The organism is Streptomyces sp. NBC_00376 (genome assembly GCF_036077095.1).
In the GTDB taxonomy this organism is placed as follows: Bacteria; Actinomycetota; Actinomycetes; order Streptomycetales; family Streptomycetaceae; genus Streptomyces.
Genome location: NZ_CP107960.1, coordinates 5,256,122 through 5,271,575, shown reverse-complemented (window position 1 = coordinate 5,271,575; position 15,454 = coordinate 5,256,122). Strand labels below are relative to the sequence as shown.

Here is a 15,454-nt window from a genome sequence, read left to right as displayed (position 1 = left end):
TCAGCGCTCGGCAGCGTAGGAGACGAAGCCCGCCCAGGCACCTGAAGCAAAAGCGAGCCGGGCCCCCTGCGCGTTCTTGGAGTCGCGCACGAGCACCGCGCCCGGAGCGGACGCGACCTCGACGCAGTCGTTGCCGTCGCCACTACTGCTGTAACTGCTCTTGAACCACTCCAGTTCGGAAGCGTCCCCGGCAGAGGGCTTGTTGGTCATGTCTCTCCCAGCACTTGCTCGATGAAGGCCAGCGACTCCCGTGGCGTAAGAGCCTGGGCCCGGATCATCCCATAGCGCAATCCAAGGATCCTGAGCTGCTTCGGGTCCGAGACCGGACGGCCACCGAACGCGCCCTCGGAACGCCCGACCGCACTGCCGTCGGGGAACCTCAGCACCTCGATCAGCCCGCCCGTCCCAGGATGTTCCTCGCGATTAGTCGGCATTACCTGGATCGCCACATTCCGCAACCGCCCAACTTCCAAGAGGCGTTCGAGTTGTCGGCGCATCACCATTGTGCCTCCAACCGGACGGCGAAGCGTCACCTCCTCCTGGACAAAACTCAGCGACGGAAGGGGATCTCGATCAAAGATGGATCGCCGGGCCATGCGAGCGGCCACCACGCGGTCCATCTCGTCCGGCGTGTAGGCGGGCAACCACGAAGCGAACAGGGCCCGCATATGCTCCTCGGTCTGCAACAGGCCATTGATGTTGTGGTGCTGATACGCCTCCAGCTCGACGACCTTGGCCTCCATCTTCGTCAGATCCCGTACCTTCTTCGGATACCGGACCTCCGCCACGTCCTGCTTCATCGCCGCGATCTTCCCGCGTGCCCCGAGCACTTCGTCCGCCCTGTCCAGAAACTCCGGGCGGGGGATGCGACGGCCACCCTCCACCTTGTAGATCTGGTCCTCCCCGTACCCGATCGCGGCCCCGAACTCGCCGGCCCGCAGCCCCGCCGCCTCCCGCCACGCCTTGATCTGGCGGCCCACCGCCGCGACCACGGCCGCCCCCGACTCGTCATCGGGATCGACGTCCCAGCCCGGCTCGTCAGCCCCGGCGTCGCCGCGTTCCGTACCGGTCTCATCCACGCTCATCCGTGCCCCACTTCCGGTGTGCATGCCGTTCTTGACCCAACCCCTGGTCTCCCCGACACGTCACCCCGGACAGCCGGGACAGCCGGGACAGCACTGGACAAGCACGGGACAATCACCGTACGTAAGGGGCTCGTTGCTGTTCACGGTACGCACACCCCGGCCACGCTGAGCAACGTGAACCAACACATCACCCGAACCGAACATTCCGCTCCCGCCCGGCAGTTCACCGTCTCGCTCTCCCCCACCCGCCGAGGCGCCAGGCTCGCCCGGCTCCTGGCCACGGCACACCTGGGCGACTGGGGGATCGTCTGCGAACCGGCCGCGCACATCGTCGCCGAGCTGGCCGTCAACGCCGCCGTCCTCGGCCGCGTACCCGGCCGGGACTTCCGACTCAGCCTCAGTGCCCGCCGCGACGAGCTCCTGCGGATCGAGGTGACCGACACCCGGGGCGAACAACTGCCCGTCGTATCCACCCCCGACCAGTACGCCGAGAGCGGGCGCGGTCTGCTGATCGTCGAGGCACTCGCCGACCGCTGGGGCATAGACGTCGGACCCGTCCCGCGCAAGACGATCTGGGCCGAACTCGACCTCGTACCGCGACCGCCCCACCGGGTCGCGGAATCCCACGACCCGGTGAGCCACGTCCCCGCGCTCCACGACGTATAAGGCTTTAAAGAACCTGGGGAAATCACCCTCCCCACCCAAACCCGCTCCCGTCACTCACTCGGGTGACATGGGGCAACTGGGCTGGATTTCAAGCGGGTTGGCTGGCATATGCTCGCCGCGACAACTCCAGACATGCGACGGCCCCCGACCGAGATTCACAGTCTCAACCGGGGGCCTGACCACCGAGGAAGTAGGAGCTTCCCGATGGCTACCCCGCAGGTTACCGCGCCCCCGTGCGCCCCGTCCCCCGTACCCGGAGACACCACACCGTCACCCGGTGTCATCCACATCAACTTCCGGCACGCCGCAGGCTTCACCGTCATCGGCAACCACCTCGCCCAGCACCGCGGACTCTCCCTCACCGCGATCGGGCTCGCCGCCCACATCCAGTCGCTGCCCGCCGGAGCCAGGATCGGCATCAAGCGCCTCGCCGAACGCTTCCCCGAGAGCGAGACCCGCGTCGCCGCCGCCCTGCGCGAGCTCGAAGCCCACGGCTACCTCCACCGCAGCCGCGTACGCCTCGCCGACGGCCGCATCGTCACCCGCACCGTCTCGTACAACCAGCCCGGCGCCGCCACACACCCCGTCACAACTCCCCACCCCCGGACGGCAACCCCCAGCAAGCCGGCCGCACAACCCACGCCGCCACCGCCGCCACGCGTAACCACCCCCGAGCCGCGCCCGGCTCCGCCCCCCGCACCGCAACCGCAGTCGCACCCCACCCCCGCCCTCGTCCCGGCCCCCACCGCGCGCACGACGCCGCCACCGCCGCTCCCCCAGCCGCAGGAGCTCACGCCGGAACTCCAGCGCGTGGCCACCGCCCTCCTCGCCGACCTGCGCCGCCACGCACCTCAACTCGTCCTCTCCGAGAACGACATCCACACCCTCGCCCCCGGCGTCGCCACCTGGCTCGAACGCGACGCCCACCCCGACACCATCCGCCACACCCTCACCACCGACCTCCCGAACCCTCTGAAACACCCCGCCAAGCTCCTGCGCCACCGGATCACCACTCTCCTGCCACCACCGCTGCCGGGAGCCCAGGACGTCGTCGCACTCGCACGCCCCGGCGTCATCGTCATCCCGCTCCAGAACTGCGACCACTGCGACCGCGCCTTCCGCTCCCGCCACCCCGGCCACTGCCGCGACTGCCGGACGGACCTCCACACAGCCGCCTGACGGAAACGTCACTCAACCCGAACGGACCTACATGGTCAGCTCGCCCCACGAAGCGATGCACCGCATCTTCCAGGAGTACCCCGGCCTCTTCTCCCGCGTCTCCGAAGTGCTCGGAGTCGACATCCCACCACCCACATCGGCCACCGCGCTGCCCACCGACCTCACCGAGGCCCGTCCCGTCGAACGCCGGGTGGACACCCTCCTGCGCATCGAAACAGAGCACGACGGGCCCTTCCTCCTCGCCATCGAGGCCCAGGGCAAGAAGGACCCGCGCAAGACCGCCAGCTGGCCGTACTACGTCAGCTATCTCCACAACAGGTATGGGCTGCCCGTCCTGTTACTGGTCGTCTGCCAGGACCACGCCACCGCCGAATGGGCCGCACGCCCCATCTCCATCGGCGTCCGTCAATGGCAGACCCTCGCCCTGAACCCCCTCGTCGCGGGTCCGCACAACATGCCGGTCATCACCGATGTGGCCGAAGCCCGCAAAGACCTCGCGCTCGCCACCCTGGCGGCCATCACACACGCCGACAATCCGGACGTCGGTGCCATACTGAAAACGCTGTCCGCCGCACTGCGGGACACACCGGAAGCAATCACCGACCCCATCGTCGAACTCACCGCACAGGGCCTGGGCAACCGCCCGGCCGCACAACAGTGGAGGAACCTGGTGGCCGTGGACACGTCTTTCTACAAGTCCTTCATGTCGGAAGAAATCCGGGACGAAGGCCGGGCGGAGGGCCGGGTGGAGGGCCGGGTGGAGGGCCGGGCAGAAGGACTCTTGCTGGTCCTCGAAGCACGCGGCATCGCCCTTGCCGAAGAGACCCGCGAGAAGATCACCGGCTGCGACGACCCCGAGCTCCTGCGCCAGTGGCTGAACCGCGCCGCCACCGCCACCACCGTCGAGGACGTCTTCACCGGGGAGTGATCCAGCCTCGGCCTCCCCGCCGCATACACACGTCCGGCCCCCCGATGCGCACATCGGGGGGCCGGACGCCGGAGAAGCGACCGCTACGGCAGGTTCCTCGCCATGACGATCCGCTGGACCTGGTTCGTGCCCTCGTAGATCTGCGTGATCTTCGCGTCGCGCATCATCCGCTCCACCGGGTAGTCCCGCGTGTAGCCGTAGCCGCCGAGAAGCTGGACCGCGTCCGTGGTGATCTCCATCGCGACGTCGGAGGCGAAGCACTTGGCCGCGGCGCCGAAGAAGGTCAGGTCGCCGTCGAGGCGTTCGGACTTGGCGGCGGCGGAGTAGGTGAGCTGGCGGGCCGCCTCCAGCTTCATGGCCATGTCGGCGAGCATGAACTGGATGCCCTGGAAGTCGGCGATCGGCTTGCCGAACTGCTTGCGCTCCTGGACGTAGCCCTTGGCGTAGTCGAGGGCGCCCTGGGCGATGCCGAGGGCCTGGGCCGCGATGGTGATGCGGGTGTGGTCCAGGGTCTTCATCGCGGTGGCGAAGCCGGTGCCCTCCTCGCCGATCATGCGGTCGGCGGGGATGCGGACGTTGTCGAAGTAGACCTCGCGGGTCGGGGACCCCTTGATGCCGAGCTTCTTCTCCGGGGCGCCGAAGGAGACGCCCTCGTCCGACTTCTCGACGACGAAGGCCGAGATGCCCTTGGAGCGCTTGGTCGGGTCGGTGACGGCCATGACCGTGTAGTACTCGGAGACGCCCGCGTTGGTGATCCAGCGCTTCACGCCGTTGAGGACCCAGAAGTCGCCGTCACGGACCGCGCGGGTCTTCATGCCGGCCGCGTCCGAGCCCGCGTCGGGCTCGGAGAGGCAGTACGAGAACATGCCGTCGCCCTTGGCGAGCGGGCCCAGGTACTTCTTCTTCAGGTCCTCGGAGCCGGAGAGGATCACCGGGAGGGAACCGAGCTTGTTCACGGCCGGGATGAGGGAGGAGGAGGCGCAGACGCGGGCCACCTCCTCGATCACGATGACCGTGGCGAGGGCGTCGGCGCCCGCGCCGCCGTACTGCTCGGGTACGTGCACCGCGTGCAGGTCCGCCGCGGTCAGGGCGTCCAGCGCCTCCTGCGGGAAACGCGCCTCCTCGTCGACCGCAGCCGCGTGCGGGGCGATCTTCGCCTCGGCGAGCGCGCGCACCGTCTCCCGGAGCATCTCGTGCTCCTCGGCCGGACGGTACAGGTCGAAATCGGTCGAACCCGCCAAGACGCTCACTCCCCAAGACGCTAACTACCGTTAAGTAACCCAATTTTAGAGCGCTGCTCCCGCAATGGCCTATGCAAAGCCCGCGTGAGCTTCACGACAGGGGTCCGAAAGGGGTGGGCGAGGCTGTGCGGGCGGCCGGAAACCGGGCCTTCGGGAGCACGACTATGCTCGTTCACCGCAAGTCTGTCCGCATCTCCCAGGAGCGTTCCATGGCCCTCAGGATCACTGTGATCGGCACCGGCTACCTCGGCGCCACCCACGCCGCAGCCATGGCGGAGCTGGGCTTCGAAGTGCTCGGCCTCGATGTCGTGCCCGAGAAGATCGAGATGCTGGCCACCGGCAAGGTCCCGATGTACGAACCGGGCCTGGAGGAGCTGCTGCGCAAGCACGTCGAGGGCATCGAGGGGTCCACGGGACGGCTGCGGTTCACCACCTCCCCGGAAGAAGTGGCGGCCTTCGGCGATGTGCACTTCGTCTGTGTGAACACTCCGCAGAAGCACGGCGAGTACGCCTGCGACATGAGTTACGTGGACGCCGCCTTCGAGTCGCTGGCGCCCCACCTGACCCGCCCCGCGCTGGTCGTCGGGAAGTCGACCGTCCCGGTGGGCTCGGCGGCCCGGCTCGCGGCGCGGCTGGCGGAGCTGGCACCCGCGGGTGCCGACGCGGAGCTGGCCTGGAACCCGGAGTTCCTGCGCGAGGGCTTCGCCGTGAACGACACCCTGCACCCGGACCGGATCGTCGTCGGGGTGGCGAGCGAGCGGGCCGAGAAGCTGCTGCGCGAGGTGTACGCGGTGCCGGTCGCCGAGGGGTCGCCGTTCGTGGTGACGGACTTCCCGACCGCCGAGCTGGTGAAGACCGCGGCCAACTCCTTCCTGGCCACGAAGATCTCGTTCATCAACGCCATGGCGGAGGTCTGCGAGGCCGCCGACGGCGACGTCAAGAAGCTGGCCGAGGCGATCGGGCACGACGAGCGGATCGGCTCGAAGTTCCTGCGGGCCGGGATCGGCTTCGGCGGCGGCTGTCTGCCGAAGGACATCCGGGCCTTCATGGCGCGCGCCGGTGAGCTGGGCGCGGACCAGGCCCTGACCTTCCTCCGCGAGGTCGACTCGATCAACATGCGGCGCCGCGGCCACATGGTGGAGCTGGCCCGGGAGGCCGTGGGCGGCGATTCGTTCCTCGGCAAGCGGGTGGCGGTGCTGGGCGCGACGTTCAAGCCGGACTCGGACGACGTGCGGGACTCCCCGGCGCTGAACGTGGCCGGGCAGATACACCTCCAGGGCGGCCAGGTCACCGTCTTCGACCCGAAGGGCATGGACAACGCCCGGCGGCTCTTCCCGACCCTCGGTTACGCGGACACGGCGCTGGACGCGGTGCGTGGCGCCGATGTGGTGCTGCATCTGACGGAGTGGCGGGAATTCCGCGAGCTGGACCCGGCGGCGCTCGGCGAGGTCGCGTCCCGCCGGATCATCCTGGACGGCCGCAACGCGCTCGACAGCGAGCTGTGGCGCGAGGCCGGCTGGACGTACCGGGCGATGGGGCGTCCGACGGCCTGAGCCGGGGAAGAGACCTCAGCCGCGCTTCGCGCGGTAGGTGCGCATCTTGGCGCGGGCGCCGCACACCGACATCGAGCACCAGCGGCGGCGCCCCGCCGGGCTGCGGTCGTAGTACGCCCAGCGGCAGTCCTCCGCCTCGCACGCCTTGAGCCGGGCCCAGGTGCCCTCGGCCGCCGCGGTGGCGATGGCCGCGGCGACGCGGGCGGTCAGCCCGGCCGGTTCGGTGGCGGGGCACAGTGCGGCGGCGCCCGCCGCGTCCACGGTGACGCGCAGGGGCGCTTCGGCGAGGAGCCGGTCGAGCGGGGACGCCGCGTCGTCCGGCGGGCGGTGGCCGGCGTGGGCGAGGCAGGCGGTACGGAGCGCCTCGCGCAGGTCCCGGGCTTCGGGGACGTCCCGTTCGGTGAGGCCGAAGGCGGCGCGTCCGTCCGCCGTGTCGAGGGTGTCCGCGCCCGTCTCGACGTCCAGCGTGTTGACCAGGGCCTCGATCAGTGCGAGTTCCCCGGGCGCGGGTTCCTTCTCAGTCATGACTGCGACCTCACGATTTCGACCTCATGGTTGCGACGTTACCTCCTTTGCGGCAGCATGCAGTAACGGTTACCGGTTGAGCCAGTGAAGCGGTAACCGCTGTATCCGTCTGTCCGGAGGAGGAATTGTCATGGCTGTCGCCACACTGGGTGCCGTCGTCCTGGACTGCCCCGACCCCGCCGCGCTCGCCGGTTTCTACGCGGGGCTGCTCGGCGGGGAGATCGTGCCCGGCGGGGACGACTGGCTGGAGCTGACCGGTACCGGGGGCACGGTTCTCGCGTTCCAGGCCGCGCCCGGCTTCGTACCGCCGCGGTGGCCGAGTGCGGAAGCGTCGCAGCAGGTCCACCTGGATCTGACCGTGCCGGATCTGGACGCGGCGGAGAAGGAGGCGCTCGCGCTGGGCGCCACCGTGCTGGAGGCGGAGGACCGGGAGCGGAGTTTCCGGGTGTACGCGGATCCCGCGGGGCACCCGTTCTGCCTCTGCGCGGGATGACGGACGGCAGGTGGGGCGCCCCGGAGGGCGCCCCACCTGCCGTGCCTCAGACGGCCGGGCCGTCCAGCTGCTCGATCGTGGCGTGCGAGGGGCCGCGGCGGGTGCGCAGCTCGCGCGCCACGTCCTCGGCGTCGCGCAGCACCCGTACGGCGTTTCGCCAGGTGAGCTTGGCGAGGTCGGCGGCGGACCAGCCGCGGCCGATCAGCTCCGCGATCAGGTTCGGGTAGCCGGCGACGTCCTGGAGGCCCTGGGGAAGGAAGGCGGTTCCGTCGTAGTCGCCGCCGATGCCGACGTGGTCGATGCCGGCGACCTCGCGCATGTGGTCGAGGTGGTCGGCGATGGTCGCCACGGTGGCCATCGGGCGCGGGTTGGCCGCCTCGAAGTCGGCGTGGACCCTCATGGCCTGCGCGGTGGTGTCGAGGTGGTGCAGGCCGTGCGCGCGCATGTTCTGGTCCGCGGCCTGGGTCCAGGCGACCGCCTCGGGCAGGACGAACTTCGGTACGAAGGTCGCCATGGCGATGCCGCCGTTGGCCGGGAGCCGGCCGAGGACGTCGTCGGGGATGTTGCGCGGGTGGTCGCAGATCGCCCGCGACGAGGAGTGCGAGAAGATCACCGGCGCCGTGGAGGTGTCGAGCGCGTCGCGCATCGTGGTGGCAGCCACGTGGGAGAGGTCGACCAGCATGCCGGTGCGGTTCATCTCCCGTACGACCTCGTGGCCGAACGGCGAGAGGCCGCCGACGCCGGGCTTGTCGGTCGCCGAGTCCGCCCACGCGATGTTGTCGTTGTGCGTGAGCGTCATGTAGCGGACGCCCAAGGTGTGCAGGGCGCGCAGGGTGCCCAGCGAGTTGTTGATGGAGTGGCCGCCCTCGGCGCCCATCAGGGAGGCGATGCGGCCCTCGGCGCGGGCCGCCTCCATGTCGTCGGCGGTCAGGGCGCGCCGCAGGTGGGCGGGGTGACGGCCGATCAGCTCGGCGACCACGTCGATCTGTTCCAGGGTGGCGCTGACGGCCACGTCGCCCGCCATGTCCGACCGTACGTAGACGGACCAGAACTGGGCGCCGACGCCGCCCGCGCGCAGCCGCGGGATGTCGGTGTGCAGATGGGCGGACTGGTCGGTGGCGATGTCGCGGGCGTCGAGGTCGTAGCCGACCTGTTCGCGCAGCGCCCACGGCAGGTCGTTGTGGCCGTCGACGACGGGGTACTCGGCGAGGAGCTCCCCGGCCCACCCCAGCCACTCCGCCTGCTGTCCCTGCTGTACCTGCTCCCTCTGCTCCACCGTCGCGCCTACTTCCCGAAGCCGAAGGAGTCGGCGCCCTGGACCTTGCTGCGGAGCCGCTTGCCCTTCTCCGTCGCCTGGTCGTTGAGCTCCTGCTGGAACTCCTGCATCCGGGCCAGCAGCTCACCGTCGTGGGCGGCGAGGATCCGGGCGGCGAGCAGACCGGCGTTGCGCGCGCCGCCGACCGACACGGTCGCGACCGGCACACCGGCGGGCATCTGCACGATGGAGAGCAGGCTGTCCATGCCGTCCAGGTACTTCAGCGGGACCGGTACGCCGATGACCGGCAGCGGGGTCACGGAGGCGAGCATGCCGGGGAGGTGGGCGGCACCGCCCGCGCCCGCGATGATCGCCTTCAGGCCACGGCCGGCCGCCTGCTCGCCGTACGCGATCATCTCGTGCGGCATGCGGTGGGCGGAGACGACGTCGACCTCGTAGGGGATCTCGAACTCGTCGAGGGCCTTGGCCGCTGCTTCCATGACGGGCCAGTCGGAGTCCGAGCCCATGACGATGCCGACGACGGGCGCGGTGGTGGCGGGGGAGGTCATTCGGTGATCGTTCCTCGCAGGTAGTCGGCCGCGTGCCGGGCGCGCTCGCGCACGTCCGCCAGATCGTCGCCGTAGGTGTTGACGTGTCCGACCTTGCGGCCGGGCTTCACGTCCTTGCCGTACATGTGGATCTTGAGCTGCGGGTCGCGGGCCATGCAGTGCAGGTACGCCTGGTACATGTCCGGGAAGTCGCCGCCGAGGACGTTGGACATGACCGTCCAGGTGGCGCGCGGGCGCGGGTCGCCGAGCGGCAGGTCGAGCACGGCCCGGACGTGGTTGGCGAACTGCGAGGTGATCGCGCCGTCCTGCGTCCAGTGGCCGGAGTTGTGCGGGCGCATCGCCAGTTCGTTGACCAGGATGCCGGGCTTCCCGTCGGGTCCGCTCGTCTCGAAGAGCTCCACGGCGAGGTGGCCGACGACACCGAGCTCGGAGGCGATCCTGAGCGCGAGCTGCTGGGCCTCGCCGGCGAGGTGCTCGTCCAGCTCGGGGGCGGGGGCGATCACCGTGTCGCAGACCCCGTCGACCTGGATCGACTCGACGACCGGGTAGGCGACGGCCTGGCCGTGCGGCGAGCGGACGATGTTGGCCGCCAGCTCCCGTACGAAGTCGACCTTCTCCTCGGCCAGGACCGCGACACCGGCCCGGAACGGGTCGGCCGCGTCCGCCTCGGAGCGGACCACCCAGACGCCCTTGCCGTCGTACCCGCCGCGGACCGTCTTGAGGATGACGGGGAAGCCGCCGACCTCGTCCGCGAAGGCCGCGGCGTCGGCCGGGTCCGTCACGATGCGGTGGCGGGGGCAGGGCGCGCCGATCTCGGTGAGCTTCGCGCGCATCACCCCCTTGTCCTGGGCGTGCACCAGAGCGTCGGGGCCGGGGCGCACGGGGATGCCGTCCGCCTCCAGGGCCCGCAGGTGCTCGGTCGGCACGTGCTCGTGATCGAAGGTGATCACGTCACAGCCGCGCGCGAAGGCGCGCAGCGTGTCCAGGTCGCGATAGTCGCCGACGACGACTTCGCTCACCACCTGGGCCGCAGAGTCCTGAGGGGTGTCGCTGAGGAGCTTGAACTTGATGCCGAGGGGGATGCCCGCCTCGTGGGTCATTCTGGCGAGCTGACCGCCACCGACCATGCCGACTACCGGGAACGTCACTCCTCCAGGGTATCCGTCGCCCCGGGAAGCTCCGGACGACGCCCTCCGCCGCCCCGGCCGGGCGGTCGTGTCACAGCATCGCCACACCACTCCGGTGTCCCCGGGCGGCCCTTGGCCGGGCTGGTTAGCATGGCCGGGTTGACGTAACCGACGGACGGGCTGAGCCATCACCATGAACGAACGGGGCGCACTGCGGGCGCGGCTGGAGCTGCTGGCCCGGGAAGTCGCCAAGTTCGGCGCGGTCGGCGCGGTCGGCCTGGTGGTCAACATGGCAGTGTCCAACCTGCTCTGGCGCTACACCGCCATCCCGACCGTACGGGCCGGTCTGCTGGCCACCCTCGTCGCCATCCTCGGCAACTACCTGGGCTTCCGCTACTGGACGTACCGGGACCGCGACAAGACCGGACGGACCCGTGAGCTGACGCTGTTCCTGCTGTTCAGTGCGGTGGGCGCGGTCATCGAGACCGGTGTGCTTTACGTGGCGACGTACGGCTTCGGGTGGAACAGCCCGGTCCAGAGCAATGTCTTCAAGATCCTCGGGATCGGCATCGCGACCCTGTTCCGCTTCTGGTCCTACCGGACGTGGGTGTTCAAGGCGCTGCCCGTCGAGAAGCCCGCACCGGCGGTCGAGAGCCCGGCGCCGGCCGACGAGGAGCCCGCACCGGCCGCCGAGAACCCCGTGGCCGGTGGGGCCGAGGGGTTCCTGAAGCAGGGCCGCACGGAGCCGGTGCCGCGGATCGGCGTGGATCCCGTACGGCGATAACGCGCGCCCCGCGCCGCACGCAGCTCACCGCCGCTCACCGCACCGGGCGTTCCGGCTCCTGCCGCTTCAGGGCCACCCGGCTGAGGAACAGGGCGAAGACCGCGGGCTGCTGCTGGAGCAGTTCCAGGCGGCCGCCATCCGCCTCCGCGAGGTCCCTGGCCACCGCGAGGCCGATGCCCGTGGAGTTGCGGCCGCTGATCGTCCGCTCGAAGATCCGGGCGCCCAGGTCCGGAGGAACCCCCGGGCCCTCGTCCGTGACCTCGATGACCGCCTGATTGCCGGTGACCCGGGTGCGCAGCGCGACCGTGCCGCCACCGTGCATCAGCGAGTTCTCGATCAGCGCGGCCAGCACCTGGGCGACGGCGCCCGGCGTGCCGACGGCCCGCAGGCCCTGCTTGCCGGAGCGGACGATGGCCCGGCCCGCGCTCCGGTAGGCGGGACGCCACTCCTCGATCTGCTGCTTGACGACCTCGTCGAGGTCGAAGACGACGGCGGAGCCCGTGCGCGGATCGCGGGCGTTGGTCAGCAGCCGCTCCACCACGTCGGTGAGCCGCTCGACCTGGGTGAGGGCGATGTTCGCCTCCTCCTTCACCGTGTCCGGGTCGTCGGTGACCGAGATCTCCTCGATCCGCATGGAGAGCGCGGTGAGCGGCGTGCGGAGCTGGTGCGAGGCGTCGGCGGCCAGCCGGCGTTCCGCGGTGAGCATCCGGGCGATCCGTTCGGCGGAGGCGTCCAGGACGTCGGCGACGCGGTCCAGTTCCGGCACCCCGTACCGCTTGTGGCGGGGGCGCGGGTCACCGGAGCCCAGTCGTTCGGCGGTCTCGGCCAGGTCGGTCAGCGGTGAGGTCAGCTTGTTGGCCTGGCGTACGGCCAGGAGCACGGCGGAGACGATGGCCAGCAGCGCCACCGCGCCGATGATCATCAGGGTGCGGCCGACCTCGCGGGTGACCTCGGAGCTGGACTCCTCGACGGTGACCTTCTCGCCGTGTTCCCCCTCGGCGGTGCTGCTGATCACCCTGCCCGTGGGGCGCTTGCCCACTTCGAGCGGGGCGCGGCCGGGCATCTCGACCAGCGCGTAGCGCTTGGTGTCGATCTGCTGGGACAGCAGCACGGTGGTGATCTGCTCGTCCTCCAGCAGCCGGCTCTCGACGACGCTGATCAGCCGCAGCGCCTCGGAGTCGACGCTCTCCTGGGCGCTGTTGCTGATGGTCCGGGTCTCGACGATGACGAGGGAGACGCCGAAGACGGCGATCACCACGAGCACCACGGCGAGCGTTGAGTTGATCAGTCTGCGTCGCATGAATACTTCTGCTCGTCGGCTCTTCCTGGAACGGTGGCCCCCTCGGAACGTCAGCTCTTCTCGAAGCGGAAACCGACGCCCCGTACGGTCGCGATGTAGCGGGGGTTGGCGGCGTCGTCGCCGAGCTTCTTGCGGAGCCAGGAGATGTGCATGTCGAGGGTCTTCGTCGACGACCACCAGGTGGTGTCCCAGACCTCGCGCATCAGCTGGTCGCGGGTGACGACCCGGCCGGCGTCCCTGACCAGGACCCGCAGCAGGTCGAACTCCTTGGCGGTGAGCTGGAGTTCCTCCTCGCCCATCCAGGCGCGGTGCGACTCGACGTCGATCCGGACGCCGTGCGTCGCGGGCTGCGGTGCGGGCTCGGTGGCGCCGCGGCGCAGGAGGGCCCGGACGCGGGCGAGCAGTTCGGCGAGGCGGAAGGGCTTGGTGACGTAGTCGTCGGCGCCCGCGTCGAGGCCGACGACGGTGTCCACCTCGTCGGCGCGGGCGGTCAGCACCAGGATCGGCACGGTGTGACCCTCGGCACGGAGCCTGCGGGCCACTTCCAGTCCGTCCATCCCGGGCAGCCCCAGGTCGAGCACGACCAGGTCGATTCCGCCCTGGAGGCCGGCGTCGAGCGCGGTCGGACCGTCTTCGCGGACCTCGACCTCGTAACCCTCCCGACGCAGTGCGCGGGCCAGCGGCTCCGAGATGGATGCATCGTCCTCGGCGAGCAGTACACGGGTCATGGAGTGATGGTAGTCCGCGCGGAGCGGATGCAGTGAGGTGATCCAAAAGCCCTGCGGGTCTGCGAAATAAACGGGCAGGCGCCTTTGAATATGAGGGAACGGTTCCATCGAAACCTGTGATCCATCTCTCAAGTCCATTCATATCGGGCTCTGTCGTGTCGTATGGTGGCTCGACGCCTGTTGCACTACTCAAGGACCCTTGGGCAGCTTTTAGCGCCGAGGGTCTCTTTTGTTGGCCGACTGGTACCCGCCAGTCGCGGAATCAGTGAATGACCTGTGGCCGGGCCCGGAACGCGAGGATGCGTGCCGGGCGTGGATCCCGACACGGTCGGTCCCCGTCTCCTTCGGCCGGCTCCTTCGTGAGCCGGGCGGTCGGGGCGAATCCCCTCTCGGGCGTGAGGGGTGGGACGTACCCGTGCCGGTGCCGGCCTCCCCCCACCGGGCGCACCACGCTCACAAGGCGTCGCGTCCCGAGCACACAAGGATCGACCATGGCGTCCAGCCTGACGAAGGACCCGGCCAGTACTTCTGGATCCGAGAAGACCTTCTTCGGCCACCCCCGCGGCCTGGCCACTCTCTTCATGACCGAGATGTGGGAGCGCTTCAGCTTCTACGGCATGCGGGCCCTGCTTCCGCTCTACCTGGTCTCCAGTTCCGGCCTGCACATGAACGCGGCCACGGCCACCGCGATCTACTCCATCTACATGGCGATGGTGTACCTGCTGGCCATGCCCGGCGGCTGGTTCGGCGACCGGGTCTGGGGGCCGCGCAAGACGGTCACCATCTCGGCCGCGATCATCATGCTGGGCCACCTGACGCTCGCGCTGCCGGGCTCCGGCACCTTCTTCGCCGGTCTGGCGCTGGTCGCGCTGGGCTCCGGACTGCTGAAGGCCAACATCTCGACGATGGTCGGCCACCTCTACAACGGTCCGGACGACGCCCGTCGCGACGGCGGCTTCACCGTCTTCTACATGGGCATCAACCTCGGCGCCTTCGCCGCGCCGCTGATCATCGGCACCGTCGGCGAGAAGGTGAACTGGCACCTCGGCTTCGCCATCGCCGCGGCCGGCATGGCGCTGGGTCTGACCCAGTTCCTCATCGGTACCCGCCACCTCAGCGCGCGCAGCAGCGTCGTCCCGAAGCCGCTGTCGGCCGAGGAGCGCCGTACGACCCTGCGCAAGGGCCTGCTGTGGCTGATAGTGGCCGTCGTCTTCTACGGCGTCCTCGTCGCCACCGACGTCTACACGCTGAACTGGGCGCTCGTCCCGATCACCATCGCCGGTCTGATCATCCCGATCGCGGTGCTGGTGCGGATCAAGCGGGACCGGGACCTCTCGAAGACCGAGCAGTCGAAGATGTCCGGCTACATCTGGTTCTTCGTCGCCGCGGCCGTGTTCTGGATGATCTACGACCAGGGCGGCTCGACGCTGTCGCTCTTCGGTGAGTCCTCCACCACCAACAGTGTGTTCGGCCTGGACTTCCCGACCTCCTGGTACCAGTCGGTCAACCCGGTCTTCATCATGGCGCTGGCCCCGGTCGTCGCCTGGATATGGCTGGCGCTGAACCGGCGCGGCAAGGAGCCGAGCACGGTCGTCAAGTTCGGCTCGGGCCTCTTCCTGGTCGGCGTCTCCTTCCTCGTCTTCATGCTGCCGCTGACCATGACGACGGACGGCGACAAGGTCAGCCCGATGTGGCTGGTGTCGATCTACTTCCTGCAGACCGTCGGTGAGCTCTGCCTCTCCCCGGTCGGCCTCTCGGTCACCACGAAGATGGCGCCCGCGAAGTACGGCAGCCAGATGATGGGTGTCTGGTTCCTCGCGGTCACCGCGGGCGACTGCACCACCAGCCTGCTGTCGCTGGCGGGTGTCGACCTGAACAAGACCGGCATGGTGGGCCTGGAGGCGGCGCTCGCGATCGTCGCCGCATTCGCGATCTGGATGTACCGCAAGAAGGTCAGCGAGCTCATGGGCGACGTGCGCTGACGCGCTGATCGCTCTCCGCCCGTACGCAAGGGCCTCCGC

Annotated in this window: 16 protein-coding genes; 7 read left to right on the top strand and 9 right to left on the bottom strand. The window is 69.7% G+C overall.

Translation table 11 applies throughout. From position 1 onward, the window contains the following. Both OG842_RS23865 and OG842_RS23860 read right to left on the bottom strand, forming a co-directional pair. The gene (locus OG842_RS23865) at window positions 1-210 is read right to left on the bottom strand and encodes a DUF397 domain-containing protein (RefSeq protein ID WP_266732427.1); all 210 of its coding nucleotides are present in this window, start codon (window positions 208-210) and stop codon (window positions 1-3) included. Then, on the bottom strand, window positions 207-1,085 hold the full coding sequence (locus OG842_RS23860) for a helix-turn-helix domain-containing protein (RefSeq protein ID WP_266732426.1): 879 nt from the start codon (window positions 1,083-1,085) through the stop codon (window positions 207-209). The genes OG842_RS23865 and OG842_RS23860 overlap by 4 nt, the downstream gene beginning before the upstream one ends. Window positions 1,086-1,259: 174 nt before the next feature. Here OG842_RS23860 and OG842_RS23855 point away from each other — a divergent pair, with 174 nt between their 5' ends. The 3 genes from OG842_RS23855 (at window position 1,260) to OG842_RS23845 (ending at window position 3,858) form a co-directional block, all read left to right on the top strand. After that, complete coding sequence (locus tag OG842_RS23855) at window positions 1,260-1,751, top strand: ATP-binding protein (protein WP_266732424.1); 492 nt, start codon at window positions 1,260-1,262, stop codon at window positions 1,749-1,751. 204 nt (window positions 1,752-1,955) lie between these two features. After that, entirely contained in the window at window positions 1,956-2,930 is a 975-nt protein-coding gene (locus OG842_RS23850; protein ID WP_266732423.1) for a helix-turn-helix domain-containing protein, read from the top strand. A 31-nt stretch (window positions 2,931-2,961) separates the two neighbouring features. Then, on the top strand, window positions 2,962-3,858 hold the full coding sequence (locus OG842_RS23845; RefSeq protein WP_266732421.1) for a hypothetical protein: 897 nt from the start codon (window positions 2,962-2,964) through the stop codon (window positions 3,856-3,858). An 83-nt stretch (window positions 3,859-3,941) separates the two neighbouring features. Here OG842_RS23845 and OG842_RS23840 read toward each other — a convergent pair whose 3' ends face one another. Beyond that, window positions 3,942-5,099, bottom strand: coding sequence for an acyl-CoA dehydrogenase (locus OG842_RS23840; protein ID WP_266733788.1), 1,158 nt, complete (start codon window positions 5,097-5,099; stop codon window positions 3,942-3,944). A gap of 209 nt (window positions 5,100-5,308) precedes the next feature. Between OG842_RS23840 and OG842_RS23835 the strand changes: the two genes are divergently transcribed. Next, complete coding sequence (locus OG842_RS23835) at window positions 5,309-6,652, top strand: UDP-glucose dehydrogenase family protein (RefSeq protein WP_328512454.1); 1,344 nt, start codon at window positions 5,309-5,311, stop codon at window positions 6,650-6,652. 15 nt (window positions 6,653-6,667) lie between these two features. Here OG842_RS23835 and OG842_RS23830 read toward each other — a convergent pair whose 3' ends face one another. Further along, window positions 6,668-7,177, bottom strand: a complete 510-nt coding sequence (locus OG842_RS23830) for a CGNR zinc finger domain-containing protein (RefSeq protein ID WP_266732419.1) — start codon at window positions 7,175-7,177, stop codon at window positions 6,668-6,670. 130 nt (window positions 7,178-7,307) lie between these two features. On the opposite strand from OG842_RS23830, the gene OG842_RS23825 reads away from it, so the two are divergent. Continuing rightward, window positions 7,308-7,670, top strand: a complete 363-nt coding sequence (locus tag OG842_RS23825) for a VOC family protein (protein WP_266732418.1) — start codon at window positions 7,308-7,310, stop codon at window positions 7,668-7,670. 46 nt (window positions 7,671-7,716) lie between these two features. Here the strand turns inward: OG842_RS23825 and OG842_RS23820 are convergent, their stop codons facing one another. The 3 genes from OG842_RS23820 to OG842_RS23810 are packed head-to-tail and all read right to left on the bottom strand — an operon-like array spanning window position 7,717 to window position 10,642. Further along, on the bottom strand, window positions 7,717-8,901 hold the full coding sequence (locus tag OG842_RS23820) for a dipeptidase (protein WP_328512677.1): 1,185 nt from the start codon (window positions 8,899-8,901) through the stop codon (window positions 7,717-7,719). 53 nt (window positions 8,902-8,954) lie between these two features. Beyond that, window positions 8,955-9,494, bottom strand: coding sequence for a 5-(carboxyamino)imidazole ribonucleotide mutase (gene purE / locus OG842_RS23815; RefSeq protein WP_266732416.1), 540 nt, complete (start codon window positions 9,492-9,494; stop codon window positions 8,955-8,957). Then, complete coding sequence (locus OG842_RS23810; protein WP_266732414.1) at window positions 9,491-10,642, bottom strand: 5-(carboxyamino)imidazole ribonucleotide synthase; 1,152 nt, start codon at window positions 10,640-10,642, stop codon at window positions 9,491-9,493. The genes purE and OG842_RS23810 overlap by 4 nt, the downstream gene beginning before the upstream one ends. Window positions 10,643-10,814: 172 nt before the next feature. On the opposite strand from OG842_RS23810, the gene OG842_RS23805 reads away from it, so the two are divergent. Next, window positions 10,815-11,405: a GtrA family protein gene (locus OG842_RS23805; protein ID WP_266732412.1), complete on the top strand. Its 591-nt coding sequence runs from the start codon at window positions 10,815-10,817 to the stop codon at window positions 11,403-11,405. 34 nt (window positions 11,406-11,439) lie between these two features. On the opposite strand, the gene OG842_RS23800 is transcribed toward OG842_RS23805, so the two are convergent. Both OG842_RS23800 and OG842_RS23795 read right to left on the bottom strand, forming a co-directional pair. Further along, complete coding sequence (locus OG842_RS23800; protein ID WP_266732410.1) at window positions 11,440-12,705, bottom strand: ATP-binding protein; 1,266 nt, start codon at window positions 12,703-12,705, stop codon at window positions 11,440-11,442. A gap of 50 nt (window positions 12,706-12,755) precedes the next feature. Continuing rightward, window positions 12,756-13,433: a response regulator transcription factor gene (locus OG842_RS23795; RefSeq protein ID WP_072488330.1), complete on the bottom strand. Its 678-nt coding sequence runs from the start codon at window positions 13,431-13,433 to the stop codon at window positions 12,756-12,758. Between the two features lie 491 nt (window positions 13,434-13,924). On the opposite strand from OG842_RS23795, the gene OG842_RS23790 reads away from it, so the two are divergent. Then, on the top strand, window positions 13,925-15,415 hold the full coding sequence (locus tag OG842_RS23790; RefSeq protein ID WP_266732409.1) for a peptide MFS transporter: 1,491 nt from the start codon (window positions 13,925-13,927) through the stop codon (window positions 15,413-15,415). Window positions 15,416-15,454 lie beyond the last annotated feature (39 nt).

Bases quoted from the DNA above. Each gene is read 5' to 3' on its own strand.
- OG842_RS23790 (WP_266732409.1), top strand. From the start codon at position 13,925: ATGGCGTCCAGCCTGACGAAGGACCCGGCCAGTACTTCTGGATCCGAG.
- OG842_RS23865 (WP_266732427.1), bottom strand. From the start codon at position 210: ATGACCAACAAGCCCTCTGCCGGGGACGCTTCCGAACTGGAGTGGTTC.
- OG842_RS23845 (WP_266732421.1), top strand. From the start codon at position 2,962: ATGGTCAGCTCGCCCCACGAAGCGATGCACCGCATCTTCCAGGAGTAC.
- OG842_RS23795 (WP_072488330.1), bottom strand. From the start codon at position 13,433: ATGACCCGTGTACTGCTCGCCGAGGACGATGCATCCATCTCGGAGCCG.
- OG842_RS23850 (WP_266732423.1), top strand. From the start codon at position 1,956: ATGGCTACCCCGCAGGTTACCGCGCCCCCGTGCGCCCCGTCCCCCGTA.
- OG842_RS23805 (WP_266732412.1), top strand. From the start codon at position 10,815: ATGAACGAACGGGGCGCACTGCGGGCGCGGCTGGAGCTGCTGGCCCGG.
- OG842_RS23825 (WP_266732418.1), top strand. From the start codon at position 7,308: ATGGCTGTCGCCACACTGGGTGCCGTCGTCCTGGACTGCCCCGACCCC.
- OG842_RS23835 (WP_328512454.1), top strand. From the start codon at position 5,309: ATGGCCCTCAGGATCACTGTGATCGGCACCGGCTACCTCGGCGCCACC.
- OG842_RS23800 (WP_266732410.1), bottom strand. From the start codon at position 12,705: ATGCGACGCAGACTGATCAACTCAACGCTCGCCGTGGTGCTCGTGGTG.
- OG842_RS23830 (WP_266732419.1), bottom strand. From the start codon at position 7,177: ATGACTGAGAAGGAACCCGCGCCCGGGGAACTCGCACTGATCGAGGCC.
- OG842_RS23860 (WP_266732426.1), bottom strand. From the start codon at position 1,085: ATGAGCGTGGATGAGACCGGTACGGAACGCGGCGACGCCGGGGCTGAC.
- purE (WP_266732416.1), bottom strand. From the start codon at position 9,494: ATGACCTCCCCCGCCACCACCGCGCCCGTCGTCGGCATCGTCATGGGC.